The sequence below is a fragment of the Caldovatus sediminis genome, from assembly GCF_014644455.1.
GTDB lineage: Bacteria > Pseudomonadota > Alphaproteobacteria > Acetobacterales > Acetobacteraceae > Caldovatus > Caldovatus sediminis.
The window spans coordinates 83613-101049 of the sequence record NZ_BMKS01000012.1 but is presented as its reverse complement, the minus strand read 5'-3'; the positions used below and the strand labels follow the sequence as shown (position 1 = coordinate 101049).

Below are 17437 nucleotides of genomic sequence, written 5' to 3'. Positions count from 1 at the left end.
AACGAAGTCATGGACAGCATGTCGAGGCGGAGCGTGTTGGCGGCCGCCGCGGTCGCGGCGCCCTTCGTCGGGCGGGTGGCGCGGGCGCAGGCGGACTGGCCGACGCGACCGGTGCGCTTCGTCATCCCCTTCACCGCCGGCGGCGCGGGCGACACGGCAGCGCGGGCGGTCGGCCAGAAGCTCGGCGAGATCCTCGGCCAGAACATCGTCATCGAGAACCGCACCGGCGGCAACGCCGTGGTGGCGGCCAACGTGGTGCTGCAGGCGCCGCGCGACGGCTACACCTATCTCTGGGACGCGGCGAACCAGATCACCAATCCGGTGCTCGTCCGCGATCTCCCCTTCGATTACAGGACGTCCTTCGTGCCCGTCTCGCTGCTGGCGCTGTTCCCGCAGGTGCTGGCGGTGAAGACCGATTTCCCGGCGCATACCCTGGCCGAGTTCATCGAGGTCGCGAAGCGGCGCCCGGGCACGATCACCTGCGGCACGCCGCCGACCGCCGGCATGGGGCACCTCGCGCTCGAGCTGTTCCAGAAGCTCGCGGGCATCCGTCTCGTGCATACCGGCTACCGCGGCGGGGCGGACGCGGCGCGCGACATCACCGCGGGGCACATCGATTCGATCCTACTCACCAGCTCGACGGTCCGCGGCCCGGTGCAGGCAGGCAAGGCGCGCGTCCTAGCGGTGACGAGCGCGCAGCGGATCGCCGCGCTGCCCGACGTCCCGACCTTCGCCGAGCAGGGCTTCCCGGGCTACGAGATGGACGACTGGAACGGCCTCTACGCCCCGGCCGGCGCGCCGCGGGAGATGCTGCCGCGCCTCCAGCGGGCAATCGCCGAGGCCACGCGGGATCCGGCCGTTCTCGCGCGGATGGCGCCACTCGGCACCGTTCTGGTTGGCGCCGGGGCGGACGAATTCGCCTCCTTCCTGGAGCGCAAGCGGACGGTCATCGAGCAGCTGATCCGCGACGTCGGGATCACGCTCGGCTAAGCGGAGCGCAGCGGCGGACTGGCTGTCTCGCCGCCGCACGCCGCCGTGGTCCCGGTCGACCCCGGCAGCCCGGCGTCGCCTCCCGCCAGCATCCGCTCCAGCGCCCGGAGAGCGCCGAGGACGTTCGCCTTGGCCAGGGCCGAGGCAAGCTCCAGGTCTCGGTCCTCGAGCGCGCTGACCAGCCGCAGATGGTCGGCGAGCGAGCGCCTCACGCGCTCCGGATTGGCGAGGGAGAGCCGGCGGAAGCGCAGGCTGCGCAGCACCAGGGAGTCGAGCACGCGCTGCAGCGTGCGGTTGCCGGAGAGCTCCGCGAAGCGCTCGTGGAACCGGACATTGCCCCAGTAGTAGCCGTCGCGGTCGCCGGTTTCGGCGGCCGCGCGCATCCGCTCGACGATGTGGCGGAGCTCGGCGATCTCCTCGGGCGTCGCCCGCTGTCCCGTCGCGGCGGCCACCAGGCCGAGGATCGCGGCGCGGACCTGGTAGATCTCCCGGATCTCGGTGAGGCTCAGCATCGCCACGCGCGGGCGGCGCCGCGGCGGGATCTCGACCAGGCCTTCCTTCTCCAGGATGACGAGCGCCTCGCGCACCGGCGTGCGGCTGGTCCTGAAGCGCCGCGCGAGCTCCACCGAATTGAGGTCGGCGCCGGGCAGCCTAACGCCTTCGAGAATCTCGGCCCCGACCACGCAGGCGATCTCGGCGACGAGGGAGGGGCGTTCGGCGTCCTTCGAAACCGTGCGACGCACGATCGCCTGGAAGCGCTCCAGCGTGGCATCGGCGGCTGGCGCGGACGACGCGCGCGAGCCGAGCGCGGCTCGGCGGCCGCGCGGCAGCACCCCCCGCGAAGGCCGGTCATCCTCCGCTCCGCTCCGCCCGGTCGCGCCCATGCTGCCCGCACTAGCCGGAAGTGCGGACCCGTTTCAACAGGCCGGCGCGGAGGGCCCGGCTGTCGCCGGACAGGCGGGTCTCCGCGGTTCTTGCCTCCAGCAGGCCGAGCGCGCCGGCGCCGCCCCCGAACCGGCGCGCCGCCGCGGCCCCCGCAGACGAGCCGGGGCCGCCTGATCACCGTCGCTCGGAGACGCGCCGCGAAACCGCCGGCGCCCGGTGGAGGACCGGATCTCGGGCACAGCGCTCCCGGACCGGCATGGCCGGAGTGGTGATCGGCCAGGCGGTGCCGGAGTTCCGCATCGTCGAGCATCACCTTCGGGCACGCGTTCGGACGCGGTTCGCGACGCAGCGGGGCACCGCCAAGCAGGACGGCGCATCTGGCGGGCCACAGCGCGGCGCCACTTCCGGCAGCGGTGGAGGCCGATGCGCCTGCCGCCCGGCGAGGCGGTGCGCGGGTGCTGCTGCGGCTCGTCGTCACGGTTGGCCGCGACCGGCTGGATGCCGGATGGCGCAGCCCGCCGGCTCCTGCGCCGATGGAGCGCGGCACGTCGGCGCCGGCGCCGCCAGGCCAGCGGAGGCCGCCGTGCCGCCGGCGCGGTCACAAGCGCGGATGGCGCCGACCGGAAGTGCGTCGGCGACGCGCGCTTCGGCGAATGCCGGCGCTGCCACCGCCTGTCCCACGCGTGGCGACGCCGTCATGCAGCGTGCGTCAACGGGACTCATCGTGCGTGCCTGATCGCACGCCGCGGTCTTCGTACCCGACTTGGCAGGTCGACAATTCCCGATCATGCGCGGTATCCGCAACTTCCATCCAGAGGTTGGTGCACCGGGCGGGGCCGGGGCGGCGCAGTGCGGAACGGCGTCGCGCCGACCGCCAGGGCATGGCTCGACGCGCCCCGGTCGGCGGATGTGCCGGCTCGCCGTCGGGCGCGCTTTACGGCCCGGCATGCAGCAAGGGGAATGCAGAGCTGATGGTCCGCTGCGTCGTATCGCTCGCGTCCGTCCTGCTCCTCGCCGTCGCGGCGCCGCCGCCCGCCGCGGGGCAGGATGCGGCAGCGGGTCAGCGTGTCTTCAACCAGTGCCGCGCCTGCCACACGATCGACCAGGGCGGGCGCAACCTGGTTGGCCCGAACCTGCATGGCGTGGTCGGCCGCAGGGCGGGATCCGTCGAAGGATTCCGCTACTCCCGCCCGATGCAGGAGAAGCGCGAGCAGAACTTCGTATGGACCGAGGAGAACCTGCGCGCCTATATCCGCAACCCGAGAGCGGTCGTGCCCGGCGGCAGCATGTCCTACCCGGGCTTGCGCAACGAGCAGCAGCTCAACGACCTGATCGCCTACCTCGAATCGCAGAGATGAATCCGCGCGGCGTCGCCGGAACGGTGTTCGGGCCGTTCCGCCCCCGCCGCCCATGCCTCGCGAAGGCGATCCTTGGAGCCCGGCCGGCACGTCGGGACCTATTCGAAGGGCATGCGCCAGCGCCGCGGCCTCGCCCAGCCGCTGATCGGCGCCCCGCGGGTCCTGCTGCTCGACGAGCCGACCACCGGCCTCGATCCGGAGATGCGGCAGAGGCTCTACGACATCCTCGCCGAACTCGCGGGCGGCGGCACCACGGTGCTGCTCTCCTCCCACGCGCTCCCGGAGCTGGAGGGACGAGTCGAGCGCGTCGTCATCCTCGACCGCGGGCGCCTAGTGGCCGACGGGCCCCTGGACGAGTTGCGCCGGCTCGCGCGGCTGCCGCTCCGGCTCCGCCTGACGCTGGCGGCGGCCGGCGCCGCACCGCCCCGCCACGCGCACTGAACGGGGCGGCCAGGATGCGCCAGGCGACCACCCCATATCGGGGGCCGGCGCGCTACGGCCCGATCTCGGAAGGGCGCGTCGCCGCAGATCATGACGCGGTGCATCACCCGTGCCTCGCCCGGGTAGTCATTGATCGCGAAGCGCATCGTGCACCGGTTGTCCCAGAAGGCGCGCGAGCCGGCTTCCCAGCGGAAGCGGATCTCTCCCATCGTCTCGTCGTCGAGGTGCCGGGAGAGGTCTGCGCCCTCCAGCTCGGCGCCGAGCATGCCGGCCGCCGCGGGAAGGGCGGCGCCATGGCGGGCCGGATCAGCTCAGGCTGCCGGGGTAGTCCTTCCAGATGCTCGGCTCGAGCCTGAGGTGGCTCTCCTTCGGATAGGTCGCCTTCCAGTGCCGCGCGCACTCGGCCGCCGTCGGGTTCCACAGCCCGGGATGGCGAAGCGCCTGGGCGAGGAACTCGTCGAGCAGCTGCAGCCGGTGCGCCCAGCCGATGTGGCGGGGATGGAGCACCATGTGGAAGTGGCGCCCGCGCCCGTATTGCGCCGCGAACTCCGCCCGCCAGTTGCGGAACAGGAAGTCCGCGTGCTCCAGGCCCGTGCCCTTGGACGGGAACATCAGGAACCACTGGTCGTCGAAGTGGTAGTAGTAGGGCATCGCGAGGATCGCGCGCCGCGTCGCGAAGTCCGTCACCCACCAGTGCGGGATGTCGTCGGCGAGGCCGTTGCCCATGTACTCGTAGCCGGCCTCGATCAGCAGATCCACGGTGTTCGGGCTGATCGTCCCGCCCGCGAAGGGATCGCCCTGGCGCGGCAGCGAATACCAGCCGACCGGCCGGCTGCCCGCGACCTCGGCGAGGATGGCGCCGGCGCGCTCGATGCGCGCCTTCTCCTCGGCGCGGTCGAGGCCGGACACGTCCTCGTGGCGCAGGCCGTTCGCCGCGATCTCGTGCCCCTCCGCGGCGAGGCTCTTCACCGCGTCGGCCTGGATGCGCGCCATCACCGCAGGCACGGCGAAGGTCGCGCGGATCCCGTACCGCGCGAAGACCGCGCGCAGCCCCGAGAGTCCCTCGTGCATGCCGAAATAGGCCGGCCCAGTCGTGAGGTCCGCCGCGCGGATCCCCTCCGGTCCCGCGGCGACGCTGAGGTCCACCGTGACGCTGAAGCAGCAGCGCGCGCCGCCCGGCCAGCGGATCTCGGGGTCCGGCAGGCTCTTCTCGTCCGAGATGGTGTAATTCTGCTTCCAGGGCATCGGCCGCGTTCCTCTCCGCTCACGCCGCGCGCGGCGGGTGGTTGGCGAGGCAGTGCCGCGCCACCTCCTCGCAGGTCGGGAACCACACCCCGGGCAGGCGCTTCATCCGCTGGATCAGCCGCTCCAGCATGGCGATGCGCAGCGCGCGGCCGGAGACGAAGGGGTGCAGGCAGATGTTCAGGTAGCCGCCCTCCTGCTGGTACTGCTGCCAGAAGGCGTTCCACCACAGCTCCTCGACCCGGTCGGTGTCGCTGAGGCGCTGCGCCGGGTTGGCGCTGCCGAGCCAGGCGAAGCTGTAGTACATCGCGTCGTCGATGCTGTAGTGGAACGGCAGGTTGAGCATCCGGCTGCGCCGCTCGGCGTCCCAGATGTAGTACGGCCGGTGGCTCGCGTGGCCGTGCGAGTTGTAGAGGAACCCCTCCCCGACCAGCAGCGCCTGGGTGTGCCAGCTCCGCGTGCCGTAGGGGCGCCGGCCGGTGACGGATTCCAGCGCCGCCATCGTCTTGCGCAGGTGGTCGTGCTCCAGCGCCGGATCCTTCGGGACGTGGTGCTCCCACATGTGGTCCGCCACCTCGTGGCCGCTGCGCGCGGCGGCCCTGAGCGAGTCCGGGTAGAGCTCGGCGATCCGCCCCGGCGTGAAGAAGGTCGCCTTCACGCCATGGGCGTCGAACAGCTCGATCAGCCGCCAGATGCCGACACGGCCGCCGAACTCGCCCTTGGCGAGCTGCATCGGCGGCTCGTTGAGCAGCCGGCGCAGCAGCATGGCGTCGAAATCGGCGGTGAAGTTGACCGCAATGCGCACGCCGTCGGGCCAGCGCAGGTCGGTGATGGGCTCGTGGCGGGCGACGTGGTCGCGGGCGACCCTGACGAGATCCTCGATCTCGCGATCGAGCGTGTCGGCTGCTGTCATCACGGCGTGCGCGAGCCCCTGCGGTTCCGGCGAGGGCGGGGGAGCGGGATGCCCCCGCCGGCGACCTCACCCCTTCTCGATGTTCCAGTAGAACAGCGCCGGCCCGGGCAGCAAGCCGCGCAGCGCGCGCCGGTGCGCGATCACGCTGCGGTACTGGCCGAGCGGGATCTGCGTCACCGTCTCGACATGCACCTTCTCGAGCCGCTTCAGGATCCGCTGGCGCTCCCCGGGATCCGTCTCGAAGGTCCAGGCGCGCGTCAGCTCGCCCACGCGGCGGTCGCAGGGCCAGCCGAACCAGCCCTCCTCGCAGTGCCGGACGAAGGTGTTGAGCAGCGGGTTGGCGATGCCGGTGATCGTCGCGTTGGTGACGAAGACGTTCCACCCGCCCTGCCCCGGCGCCGCGCGCGAGTTGCGGCGCTGCACCAGCGCGCTCCAGTCCATCGCCTGGAGGTCCACGGCCGCGCCGATCTTCCGCAGCGCCTCGGCGATCAGCAGCGCCCCCGGGTGCAGCGTTGCGTTGTCCGCCGGATCGAGCACGACGATCGGCCGCCCGTCGTAGCCCGCGGCGCGCAGCATCGCCGCCCCTTTCGCCGGATCGTGCGGTTCCCAGCCGAGCGTGTCGAACTGCGGCGGCTCGTCCGGCCGGCAGCCGAACACGGCGGCGCATTCGCGCCAGGGCGTCCCCTCCCCCACCGTCCCCGCCATGAAGTCCGACTGCTTCACCGCCGCCATCAGCGCCCGCCGCGCCTCGACCCTGTCGAAGGGCGGGTGGAGGTGGTTGATCACGCAGAACAGGATGTAGCCGAGCGGGTCGTTCGGCACCACCACCACGTCGGGCGCGCGGCGCATCCGCGCCACCAGGTCGGGCGCGGGCGATTCCAGCAGGTCGAACTCGCCGGTGAGCAGCCCGTTCATCGCCGTCGCCGCGTCCGGCGTGTAGAGCGACTCCACGCGGTCTATCCTCGCCACCTTGCCGCCCGCCGCCTGGCTCGCCGGCTCGTCGCGCGGCACGTAGCGCCGGAACTTCTCGTACACGACCTTCACGCCCGGCACCCATTCCTCGCGCACGAACCGGAAGGGACCGGAGCCGACGGCCTCGGTGACCGCCTGGTTCGGGTCGGTGCGCGCGAGCCGCTCCGGCATCATGAACGGCACGCTGCTGTCGATCTTGCCGAGCGCGTCGAGCACGAACCCGACGCGCTGCTTCAGCCTCAGCCGGAAGGTGCGCTCGTCCGCCGCCTCCAGCGAGTCCGTCACCGCCATCAGCGCGCGCCCCATGCCGTCGCGCGCGCCCCAGCGCCGGATCGAGGCGACGCAGTCCGCGGCGCGCACCGGCGTGTCGTCGTGCCACATCAGCCCGGGGCGGAGCTGGAAGGTCCAGGTCAGCCCGTCGCCGCTCGTCTCCCAGCCGCCGACCATCTGCGGCTGCGGCCGGTTCTGCGCATCGAGCGCGAACAGCGTGTCCCAGACCAGATATCCGTGGTTGCGCGTGATGTACGCCGTCGTCCAGATCGGATCGAGGGCGCGGAGGTCGCCGATCGGCACGGAGCGGACGACCTTGCGCCCCTCCTGCGCCGCCGCCTCGCGCGTCGCCCGGGACAGGAGCGCCGGGGCGGCGGCCGCCCCCTGCAGCAGAGTCCTTCGCCGGATGCCCATCGGAACCCGCCTCCCCGCGCTGCAACGGGCGAGCATAGGCCCCGCCGCGCGGCGGGTTCAACGCCCGCGTGCCCAGGCGGCCGGCGGGGGCGCGAAGCCGGGCGGCGCCGCGAGCTCCGGCCGCTCGGCGAAGAGCCGCGCCCAGGCGCGGCGCGCGATGCGGTCGGCCTCGCGGACGATCGCCGCCTCGTCCATGGTCAGCACCCGGCCGTCGCGCATGATCCAGCGCCCGTCCACCATCACGGACTCCACGTCGGACGCCTGGCCCTGGTGGACGAAGTCGGAGACGATGCGCAGCCGCGGCACCAGGTGCGGCCGGTCGGTGCGGATCACGATCAGGTCGGCGAGGTTCCCCGGCGCCAGCCAGCCGCCCTCCGCGATGCCCATCGCGCGGTAGCCGTTGCGCGTCGCCCAGCGCAGCGCCTCCTCGGGCGTCGGCCGGCGCCCGTCCCGGCGCCGCACGCGCTCCATGAAGAGGCCGGTGCGCGTCACCTCCACCATGTCCTCGGCCATGTTGTCCGAGCCCATGCCGATGGTGCAGCCGAGCTCCTCCAGCACCGAGATCCGCGGCGACAGGCCGCGCCGCGCCGCGATCGCCGCGTTGAAGGCGACCGCGGCCCGCGCCCTGCCGAGCAGCCGCTCCTCGCGGTGCTCCATGCAGCGGCAGTGCGCCGCGACCAGGCGCTCGTGCAGGAAGTCGAGGCTCGCCAGGTACTCGGTCGGCAGCATCCCGCCGCGATGCGCCTGCACCGCCGCCACCTCGCCCCAGATCTGGTTGAGGTGGATCGTGCAGATCGCGCCGAGCCTCTCCTGGAGGTCGCGCAGCTTCCGCAGCAGCCCCGGCGTGCACATGTCCGGCGCCCAGGCGGCGACGCCGACCGTGATCCGCCCCTCGCCCGCGCCGTGCCAGCGCGCGTGCAGCGCCGCGATGCGCTCGAGCCCGGCCTCGCCGAGCCGCGCGTCGGCGACGAAGGGTCCCGGATCGCCGATGCCGGCCCCGGCGCGGTCCCAGGCGCGCTCGGCGAGCAGCATGCGCAGGCCGGTGTCCGCCATCTGCGGCGCGTAGTGCGCGATGTCCGCGCCGTCCTCGAGCAGGGCGGTGGTGCCGCTGCGGATCGCCTCCAGCGCGCCGAGCTGGCACATCACCGCGTTCTCCTCCGCCGAGAGCCGCGGCAGCGGCAGCGGCGCGAGGCCGCCGCAGAAGGGCGGCAGGTGCGGCGGCGAGAGGTCCTCGAACACGCCGCGCGCGAGGGTCATGCCGAGATGGGTGTGGATGTTGGCGAAGCCGGGCAGCACCGCCCGGTCGCGGCCGTCCACCAGTTCCGCGCCGGGGAAGCGCGCGCGGAGCGCCTCGCCCGGCCCGATCGCCGCGATCCGGTTGCCCTCGACGGCGATGGCGCCGTCGTGGTGGATGGTGCCGGCGTCGTCGCCGGTGACGATGGTGGTGCCGTGGATGACGATCGCCATGGCGCGCCCCTCCCTCCCGCAGCGGAGGGGAGCGAGCCTAGGACGATTCCGCCCCCGACGCGCCAGCCCGCCGGCGGCGCCGGGGGCCCGGATCAGTCGAAATCCCCCGCCAGCGCCGCGCGCACCCGTTCGGGCAGCACCGCCATGTGGCTGTAGTTCGGGTGCCGCAGCCCGAGCACCACCTGCGCCCCCGGCGTGCGGAACGCCGCGACCTGCGCCTCGGTGAAGGGGAAGTGGACGAACTGGACGGAGGAGGCCTTGCCCTCCGCCGTGGTGCGGTCCTGGTCGGTCTCCGGCACGCCGGCGATGGTCTCGCCGCCGACCGTCAGGAAGGCCGTCTCCTCGATGCCGCCGAGCCCGGCGAGGACGCGCTTGCGCCGCACCGGGTCGTCGATCTCGATCATGAAGGTCGCGACCAGCTCGCGCCCCTTCGGGATCAGCGGGTTGTAGGCGGTGAGCTCGTCGGGCACCTGCTCCGGCCCGCCCTTCTCGATCCAGACCATCTCGTGGACCTGCAGCCACATGGTCTCGTAGTTCTCGAAGTAGAAGGTCACGTGCGGCCCGACCTCGACGCGGCGGTCGCGCTTGAGCGCGGCGATGCGCCGGCGCTCCGCGGCGCGCACCTTGGCGTATTCGGCCATCGGCAGGATGTCGGCCGCGGTCAGCTCGTGGCGGCGGATGGGCTGCGTCGTCATGGCGCGGTTCCTCCCTGCGCGGTGCCGTCGAGGCCGTAGGCGCGGGCGAGGAGCTGGATCGGATGGCGGACCAGCTCCGGCCCGGCCTTCTCGCCCCCGCCGAGCCGCTCGATCCCCTGCATGATGTGCACCCCGGCCAGCGGGCATTCGGAGGTGACATAGGCCTTCCCCGCCTCGCGCGCCTGGCGCGCGACGGGGCGGCCGACCTTCAGCGCGGTCTCGAAATTGGCCTTCTTGAATCCCCAGGCGCCGCCGTGGCCGGAGCAGCGCTCGATGACCTGCACCTCGGCGCCGGGGATCAGGCGCAGCATCTCCGCGGCCTTCTGCCCCATGTTCTGCGCCCGCGCGTGGCAGGCCATGTGCAGGGTCATGCCGCCCTCGATCGGCCTGAGGCCCGGCGCCAGCCCCTCCTTGCGGGCGATGTCCACGACGTACTCGGCGACGTCGAAGGTCGCCTCCGCCAGCCGCTTCACCGCCTGCTCCTCGGGCAGGATCAGCGGCCACTCGAACTTCAGCATCAGCGCGCAGGAGGGGACGAGCGCGACGACGTCGTAGCCCTTCTCGATCCACGGCAGGAGCGCCGCGGCCACTTCGCGCGCCGCCGCCGCGACCTCCTCGATCAGCCCCTGCTCGAGCGTCGGCATGCCGCAGCAGCGCGGATGCAGCACCTCGGTCTCGACGCCGTTGCGCGCCAGCACGGCGCGGGTGGCGAGGCCCGGCCCGGGGTCGTTGTAGTTGCCGAAGCAGGTGGCGTAGAGCACCGCCTTGCGCTTCCCGAAGGCCGGCGCCTCGCGGTTCACCGCCGGCGCCTCCTTCCGCGCCCGCGCCGCGAGGCTCCTGCTCGCGTAGCGCGGCAGCTCCGCCTCGCGGTGCAGCCCGGCGCGGCTCTCGAGCAGCGCGCGGCCGCGCGCGTTGCCGCGGTCGGTCAGCCAGTTCGCCAGCGGCGCGGCGAGGGTGCCGAGCTTCCCGTTGCGGTCCGTCTTCGCCAGCTCCCGGTCCGCGAAGGGCACGCCCTTCGTCTTCGCCTCCATCGCCCGGTAGCGCAGCATCAGGTGCGGGAAGTCGAGGTCGAATTCGTGCGGCGGGACGTAGGGGCACTTGGTCAGGAAGCACATGTCGCAGAGCGTGCAGGCGTCCACGACCGGCTTGAAGTCCTTGCTGTCCACCGAATCCAGCTCGCCCGTCCGCGACGCGTCGATCAGGTCGAACAGGCGGGGGAAGCTGTCGCACAGGTTGAAGCAGCGGCGGCAGCCGTGGCAGATGTCGAACACGCGCCGCATCTCGGCGTCGAGCTTCGCGGGGTCGGTGAAGTCCGGGTCCCGCCAGGCGAGCGGGCGCCGCACCGGCGCCTCGAGGCTGCCTTCGCGCATGGCTCCTCGTTTCTCGGTCGTGCCGATGAGGGTGTGCGGACGAATCACGGGGGGCGCCGGCCGCGCCGGCCGCCCCCCAACCGGTTCGGGCGCGCCGCGCCGCCGCGGCGATCAGGCCTTCCTCAGCTCGTCGAGCGCGCGCTGGAACCGGCCGGCATGCGAGCGCTCGGCCTTCGCCAGCGTCTCGAACCAGTCGGCGATCTCCTCGAAGCCTTCCTCGCGCGCGGTGCGCGCCATGCCCGGATACATGTCGGTGTACTCATGGGTCTCGCCGGCGACGGCCGCGGCGAGGTTCTTCTCGGTCGAGCCGATCGGCAGGCCGGTCGCGGGATCGCCGACGGACTCGAGGAACTCGAGGTGCCCGTGCGCGTGGCCGGTCTCGCCCTCGGCGGTGGAGCGGAACACCGCGGCGACGTCGTTGTAGCCCTCCACGTCAGCCTTCTGGGCGAAGTAGAGGTAGCGGCGGTTCGCCTGCGACTCGCCCGCGAAGGCGTACTTCAGGTTCTCTTCGGTCTTGCTGCCCTTGAGCGCCGGCATCGTTCCCTCTCTGTCCGTCCCGTTCGCGCGACGGAGGACGGGGACCGGGCCGTCATCCCCCGGCCCGGTCCCTCCCGTCGCGTTGCGAGCGTATGCCATGGGCCCGGCTCGCTCGCTAATGGATAGTTTCGAACGGTTTGATCGAACGTTTCGATGAAATGCCGGTGAGCGCCCCGTGTGTCCCCTGCCGATATCCCGATCGGTCCCCCATACCCCGTTGCCGACCGCGCGGCCTGTGTCCGGACCCGCGCCCCCTAGCGCCGGGCCGGCACGGTTCAGTTCGTCACCGCCGCCAGCGCCGCCCGCACAACGGAAACCGCCTTGTTGCCTTCCCTCACTGCCCGCGGACCGGGATCGTCGTGATCTTCGTCCAGCGCGGGCACGTCGCCGGCATTCGCCGTGCTCGGCGGCTGGCCGGCGGCGCCCGCCCCCGCGGCGGCGGCTGACCCGGCCGGCGCGCCCTCGGCGCCGCCGTAGAGGGCGATCAGGCGCCGGATCGCGTCGAGCCTGCGGAAGGTCACGGTCGCGCGGAGTTCGGTGACGAGCTGGCGCTCCTCGCTCTGCAGCGCGGCGATGAGGCTGGCGTGCATCCTGGCCTCCCATCATCAACTTATCGGATTACAACCATACCGGGAACTTCGAGAGACATGCTCGCGTAATAGAATCACGATTTCGTGAACGAAAGGCCGATCGCCGAACTGCTTGCGCGGCGCAGGCGTTCCCGATAAACGAACGTTCGTTCATTTCTGGGCCGCGATGCGAAACGCCCCCGACACCCGCGCCCGCATCCGTCGCGAGGCCCTTGCCCTCTTCGTCGCCCGCGGCGTGGACGCCGTCTCGGTGCGCGACATCGCCGCCGCGGCGGGATGCACCCCCTCCAGCCTCTACACCCACTGGCCCTCCCTCGCCGCGCTGATCGGGGAACTCTTCGCCGAGGGCTACGCCGCCTACGGCCGCGCCCTCGCGGAAGCGGCGGCCCGCCCGCTCCCCTTCCTGGCGCGGCTCGAGGCCATGATCCGCCGCATCTGCGCTCTGCACGCGGAGGACCGGATCCTGTTCGAATTCCTCCTACTCTCCCAGCACCGCGCCCTCCACGCCGCCCCGCCCGTTGAACCGGACGCCAACCCGATCGAGGTCCTGCACCGGACCGTCGCCGCGGCGATCGCCGCGGGCGAGCTGCCGCCGGGCGATCCCGCCCTGCTCACCGCCGCCCTCGTCGGCGTAGTCGTGCAGGCCGCGACCTTCGCCCATTACGGGCGCATCGCCCGCGGCCTCGACGCGATGGCGGACGAGATCGTCGCGCTGTGCCTGCGCCTGACCGCCGCGCAACACGAGGGTGCCCGCCGATGACCGCCTCCTCGCCCGCGCCCGCAGCCCTTGGCGCCGCCGCCCCGGCCGTTGCCCGCCTCGCCGTCGCCGGCGCCCCCGTGGCGCCGGCCACGGGCCCCGCGCACCTCCTGCGCACGCGGCGCTTCCTGCCGCTGCTGGTCGCGCAGACGCTCGGCGCGCTCAACGACAACCTGTTCAAGAACGCTCTCGTCGTGCTCGCGCTCTTCCAAGCGGGCGAGCGCGGGCCGGTCCTCGTCGCCCTCGCCGGCGCGGTGTTCATCCTGCCCTACGTGCTGTTCTCCGCCCTCGCCGGCCAGGTCGCCGACCGCGGCGAGAAGGCGCGGCTGATCCGCGCGACCAAGCTGTGGGAAGTCGGCCTGATGGGCCTCGCCGCGCTCGGCTTCCTCACCGGCAGCATGGCGCTGCTGATGGCCGTGCTGTTCGGCCTCGGGCTGCAGTCCACCTTCTTCAGCCCGCTGAAGTACTCGATCCTCCCCGACCACCTGGAGGAGCACGAGTTGGTCGCCGGCAACGGCCTGATCGAGGCCGGCACCTTCCTCGGCATCCTGGCCGGCACGATCGCCGGCGGCGCGCTGATGCTGTTCGAGGACGGCGGCGCGGTGGTGAGCGCCGCGGGCCTCGCGGTCGCGGCGGCGGGGCTCGTCGCGGCCTTCGGCGTGCCGCGCGCCCCGGCCGCCGATCCCGGCCTGCGGCTCGCCTGGCACCTGCCGCGCGCGACCTGGGCGCTGATCCGCGAGGCGCGCGGCAACCGGCCGGTCTGGCTCGCCATCCTCGCCCTGTCCTGGTTCTGGACCATCGGCGCCACCCTGCTCGCCGCCTTCCCGGTGATCGCCAGGGACACGCTCGGCGCCGACGGCGCGGTGGTGACGCTGCTGCTCACGGTCTTCGCGCTTGGCGTCGGCGCGGGCTCCCTCGCCTGCGCGCGCATCCTGGCGGGCGAGATCAGCCCGCGCCTCGTGCCCTGGGCGGCGCTCGGCATCACCCTCTTCACCGCCGACTTCGCCATCGCCGCCCTCTCCGCCGCCGGCGACCCGCGCATGGCGACGGTGGAGGGCATGCTCGCCGCCCCGCCCGGCTGGCGCATGCTCGCCGACCTGTTCCTCGTCGCCGCCTGCGGCGGCCTCTACTCCGTGCCGCTCTACGCGATCGTGCAGGAATGGTCGCCGGCGGCACTGCGGGCGCGGATGATCGCGGCCAACAACGTCGCCAACGCCGCCTGCATGGCGGCCGGGGCCGGCGCCGCCGCCGCGCTCGCCGCCGCGGGCGTCGGCGCGCCCTGGGTGCTGCTGATCGCCGCCGCGGTCAACCTCGGCGTCGCGCTGCGCATCGCCGGCGCGATCCCGCAGGAGACGGTGCGCGCGGCGCTGCGCCTCTACCTGCGCCTGTTCCACCGCTTCGAGGTGCGCGGGCTCGAGCATTACCGCGCCGCCGGCGACAACGCGATCCTCGTCGCCAACCACCTCTCGCTCGCCGACGGGGCGCTCATCGCCGCCGCGGTGCCCGACCGGCCGAGCTTCGTCGTCAACACCTTCATGGCCCGCAAGTGGTGGGCGCGCCCCTTCCTCGCCCTGGTGCGGACCTTCGAGGTGGACCCGAGCAGCCCCTTCGCCTTCAAGGCGATGGTCCGGGCGGTGCGCGAGGACGGCCGCAAGCTCGTCATCTTTCCCGAGGGCCGCGTCAGCCGCACCGGCGCCCTGATGAAGATATACGAGGGCGCGGGCATGCTCGCCGAACGGACCGGCGCGCCGGTCCTGCCGGTGCGGCTCGATGGGCCGCAGTACAGCAAGTTCGCCTACACCAAGGGCGTGCTCCGCCGGCGCTGGTTCCCGCGCGTCACCGTCACCTTCCTGCCCCCGGTGAGGATCGCGGCGCCCGAGGGCGTGCGCGGCCGCGCCCGCCGCCGCGCCCTGTCGGACGCGCTCGACTCGGTGATGAGCGACGCGGCCTTCCGCACCGCTGAGACGGGCAGGTCGCTCTTCGCCGCCCTGCTCGACGCGCGCGCGATCCACGGCGGCCGCGCCAAGGTGCTCGACGACCCCGACTTCGCCGCGCTGTCCTTCGACCGCGTCGTGCTGGGCGCCGCCGTGCTGGGCCGACGCCTGGCCGGGATCGCGGCGCCCGGCGAGCGGGTCGGCGTGATGCTGCCCAACGCCAAGGGAACGGCCGTCACCTTCTTCGCGCTCCAGGCCATCGGCCGGGTGCCGGCCATGATGAACTTCTCGGCCGGCGCCGACGGCATGCTCGCCGCCTGCCGCGCCGCGGAGATCCGCACCGTGCTCTGCTCCCGCCGTTTCGTGGAGCGCGGCAAGCTCGGCCAGGCGGTGGCGCGCATGGAGGAAGCCGGGCTGCGCTTCGTCTGGCTCGAGGACGTCCGCGCCGCGATCGGCCTCGGCGCCCGGCTGCGCGGCCTGCTCGACGCGCGCCTGGCGCGGCGCCTGCCCGGCGCCCGCGTCGCGGCGGACGCGCCGGCGGTGGTGCTGTTCACCTCGGGCTCGGAGGGCACGCCGAAGGGCGTGGTCCTCTCCCACCGCAACATCCTCGCCAACTGCGCCCAGCTCGCCGCGGTGCTGGACTTCAACCCGGCCGACCGCGTGGTCAACGCGCTGCCCATGTTCCACAGCTTCGGCCTCACCGGCGGGACCCTGCTGCCGCTGCTCAACGGCGTGCCGAGCTTCCTCTACCCCTCGCCGCTGCACTACCGGATGGTGCCGGAGATGATCTACGACCGCGACGCCACCATCGTCTTCGGCACCGACACCTTCCTCAACGGCTGGGCCCGCTACGCGCATCCCTACGACTTCCGCGCGGTGCGCCTGATCTTCGCCGGCGCGGAGAAGCTGCGCGACGAGACCCGCCGCCTCTACGCCGACCGCTTCGGCAAGGGCATGCTCGAGGGCTACGGCGCGACCGAGACCGCACCGGTGCTCTGCGTGAACACCCCGAAGCGCAACCGCGCCGGCACGGTGGGCCTGTTCCTCCCCGGCATCGAGCACCGCATCGAGCCGGTCCCCGGCCTCGACGACCATGGCGCCGGCCGGCTCTGGGTGCGCGGCCCCAACGTCATGCTGGGCTACCTGCGCGTCGAGGCCCCGGGCGTCCTGCAGCCCCCGCCCGGGGGCTGGTACGACACCGGCGACATCGTCTCGGTGGACGCCGAGGGCTTCGTCACCATCCGCGGGCGCGCCAAGCGTTTCGCCAAGATCGGCGGGGAGATGGTCTCGATGGCCGCGGCCGAAGCGCTGGCCGGGGCGCTGTGGCCCGACGCGGCGCACGCCGTCCTGCCGCTGCCCGACCCGCGCAAGGGCGAAAGGCTGGTGCTGCTGACCACGCGGCACGACGCCACGGTGGCCGCGATGCTGGCGCTCGCGCGCGAGCGCGGCGTGCCGGAGCTGCTGGTGCCGCGCGAACTGCTGGTGATCGAACGGATGCCGCTGCTCGGAACGGGCAAGGTCGACTACCCGGCGGCGCAGCGGCTGCTCGCCGAGCTGTGGGCCGCCCCGGCGGGCGCGCCGGGGCCGCGATGACGACCGCCTCCGCGGCGCCCCTCCCGCCCGTCCCGGTGGTGGACGCACGCGCGGGCGGCGCCCTGGCCGCGGTCGAGGCTCTGCCGAGGCAGGTCGAGCTGCTCCTCGCCGCCGCGCGCCGCCGCTACACCCGGCCCGGGCTCGCCCTCGGCGACGTGCTCTCGCGCCGCTGGCTGCGCCGCAATGCCAACCCCTACCTCCCCGAGATCGCCGCCGTGGCCCGCCGCCTGGGCGCGCCCGGCGCCTATGCGCTGAACCTCAGCTACGAGTGGGCCTGCACCACTGGCCTGGTCGCCGGCGGCCCGTTGCTGCGCGTGCTCGACTGGCAGCTCGATGGCCTCGGCCGCGGCCTCGCCGTGCTGCGCCGGCGCGGGCCGGCCGGGGAATGGCTCGACCTCGGCTGGCCCGGCTTCGTCGGCTGCGTCACCGGCCTCGCCCCGGGGCGCTTCGCGGCGGCGATCAACCAGCCGCCCCTGCCGGGCACCGGCCTCGGCCCGGTCGCGGACTGGATCGCCGCGCGGCCGGCCTTCTGGCGTTCGCGCGCGCTGCCGCCCGCGCACCTGCTACGCCGCGCCTTCGACGAGGCGCCGGACTACGCCGCCGCCCTCGCTTTCCTCCGCGACACGCCGGTCTGCGCCGCCGCGTTCTTCGTCCTCGCCGGCGCGGCCGGGGAGGGCTGCGTCATCGAGCGCACGCCGGGAGTGGCCGCGGTCCGCCTCGCCGCGCCCGTCGCCGCCGCCACCAACCATTGGGTCACCATGCCGCGCCGCGACGCACCGCGCGGCCGCGGCAGCGAGGCGCGGCTGCGCGCCGTCGAGGCGCTGCTCCGCGCCGGCGTCGATCCCTGGCCGCTCGCCTGGGTGGCGCCGCCGATCCTCAACGCCGACACCAGGCTCGTCGCGGTGGCCGACCCCGCGACCGGACGGCTCGCCCTCCAGGGCTTCGAGCGCGACGGGCCGGCGACCCGGCCGCTGCGGCTCGACCCGTAGCGCGCCCCCCGGCGCCGGCC

Annotated in this window: 15 protein-coding genes; 6 read left to right on the top strand and 9 right to left on the bottom strand. The window is 73.6% G+C overall.

The features are described 5' to 3' along the window. Window positions 1–9: 9 nt before the first annotated feature. Complete coding sequence (locus IEX99_RS16985) at window positions 10–990, top strand: Bug family tripartite tricarboxylate transporter substrate binding protein (RefSeq protein ID WP_188902473.1); 981 nt, start codon at window positions 10–12, stop codon at window positions 988–990. Here the strand turns inward: IEX99_RS16985 and IEX99_RS16980 are convergent. Beyond that, window positions 987–1733, bottom strand: a complete 747-nt coding sequence (locus tag IEX99_RS16980) for a GntR family transcriptional regulator (protein WP_188902471.1) — start codon at window positions 1731–1733, stop codon at window positions 987–989. The genes IEX99_RS16985 and IEX99_RS16980 overlap by 4 nt on opposite strands. Window positions 1734–2846: 1113 nt before the next feature. Between IEX99_RS16980 and IEX99_RS16975 the strand changes: the two genes are divergently transcribed. Then, on the top strand, window positions 2847–3233 hold the full coding sequence (locus tag IEX99_RS16975) for a c-type cytochrome (RefSeq protein ID WP_188902469.1): 387 nt from the start codon (window positions 2847–2849) through the stop codon (window positions 3231–3233). A 72-nt stretch (window positions 3234–3305) separates the two neighbouring features. Continuing rightward, window positions 3306–3674, top strand: a complete 369-nt coding sequence (locus IEX99_RS16970) for an AAA family ATPase (protein WP_268237506.1) — start codon at window positions 3306–3308, stop codon at window positions 3672–3674. A 306-nt stretch (window positions 3675–3980) separates the two neighbouring features. Here IEX99_RS16970 and IEX99_RS16965 read toward each other — a convergent pair whose 3' ends face one another. The 8 genes from IEX99_RS16965 to IEX99_RS16930 all read right to left on the bottom strand — a co-directional run bounded on the left by IEX99_RS16965 (window position 3981) and on the right by IEX99_RS16930 (window position 12144). Continuing rightward, on the bottom strand, window positions 3981–4919 hold the full coding sequence (locus tag IEX99_RS16965; RefSeq protein WP_188902467.1) for a polysaccharide deacetylase family protein: 939 nt from the start codon (window positions 4917–4919) through the stop codon (window positions 3981–3983). A gap of 19 nt (window positions 4920–4938) precedes the next feature. Next, window positions 4939–5829, bottom strand: coding sequence for a polysaccharide deacetylase family protein (locus IEX99_RS16960; protein WP_188902465.1), 891 nt, complete (start codon window positions 5827–5829; stop codon window positions 4939–4941). Between the two features lie 66 nt (window positions 5830–5895). Beyond that, the gene (locus IEX99_RS16955) at window positions 5896–7485 is read right to left on the bottom strand and encodes an ABC transporter substrate-binding protein (protein ID WP_188902463.1); all 1590 of its coding nucleotides are present in this window, start codon (window positions 7483–7485) and stop codon (window positions 5896–5898) included. 57 nt (window positions 7486–7542) lie between these two features. Further along, window positions 7543–8952 (bottom strand): amidohydrolase family protein, encoded by a 1410-nt coding sequence (locus tag IEX99_RS16950; protein ID WP_188902461.1) that lies wholly within the window; start codon window positions 8950–8952, stop codon window positions 7543–7545. A 92-nt stretch (window positions 8953–9044) separates the two neighbouring features. Then, the gene (locus tag IEX99_RS16945; RefSeq protein WP_188902459.1) at window positions 9045–9647 is read right to left on the bottom strand and encodes a DUF3501 family protein; all 603 of its coding nucleotides are present in this window, start codon (window positions 9645–9647) and stop codon (window positions 9045–9047) included. After that, window positions 9644–11017 carry a heterodisulfide reductase-related iron-sulfur binding cluster gene (locus IEX99_RS16940; RefSeq protein ID WP_188902458.1) on the bottom strand — a complete coding sequence of 458 codons (1374 nt, stop codon included), beginning with the start codon at window positions 11015–11017 and terminating at the stop codon, window positions 9644–9646. The genes IEX99_RS16945 and IEX99_RS16940 overlap by 4 nt, the downstream gene beginning before the upstream one ends. Window positions 11018–11128: 111 nt before the next feature. Beyond that, window positions 11129–11554 (bottom strand): rubrerythrin family protein, encoded by a 426-nt coding sequence (locus tag IEX99_RS16935; protein WP_188902455.1) that lies wholly within the window; start codon window positions 11552–11554, stop codon window positions 11129–11131. A gap of 275 nt (window positions 11555–11829) precedes the next feature. Then, on the bottom strand, window positions 11830–12144 hold the full coding sequence (locus IEX99_RS16930) for a hypothetical protein (RefSeq protein ID WP_188902453.1): 315 nt from the start codon (window positions 12142–12144) through the stop codon (window positions 11830–11832). Window positions 12145–12310: 166 nt separating this feature from the next. Here IEX99_RS16930 and IEX99_RS16925 point away from each other — a divergent pair, with 166 nt between their 5' ends. The 3 genes from IEX99_RS16925 to IEX99_RS16915 are packed head-to-tail and all read left to right on the top strand — an operon-like array spanning window position 12311 to window position 17417. Further along, window positions 12311–12904 carry a TetR/AcrR family transcriptional regulator gene (locus tag IEX99_RS16925; protein ID WP_188902451.1) on the top strand — a complete coding sequence of 198 codons (594 nt, stop codon included), beginning with the start codon at window positions 12311–12313 and terminating at the stop codon, window positions 12902–12904. Continuing rightward, window positions 12901–16428, top strand: coding sequence for an acyl-[ACP]--phospholipid O-acyltransferase (locus tag IEX99_RS16920; protein WP_188902449.1), 3528 nt, complete (start codon window positions 12901–12903; stop codon window positions 16426–16428). The genes IEX99_RS16925 and IEX99_RS16920 overlap by 4 nt, the downstream gene beginning before the upstream one ends. Next, on the top strand, window positions 16425–17417 hold the full coding sequence (locus tag IEX99_RS16915) for a carcinine hydrolase/isopenicillin-N N-acyltransferase family protein (protein WP_188902447.1): 993 nt from the start codon (window positions 16425–16427) through the stop codon (window positions 17415–17417). The genes IEX99_RS16920 and IEX99_RS16915 overlap by 4 nt, the downstream gene beginning before the upstream one ends. Window positions 17418–17437 lie beyond the last annotated feature (20 nt).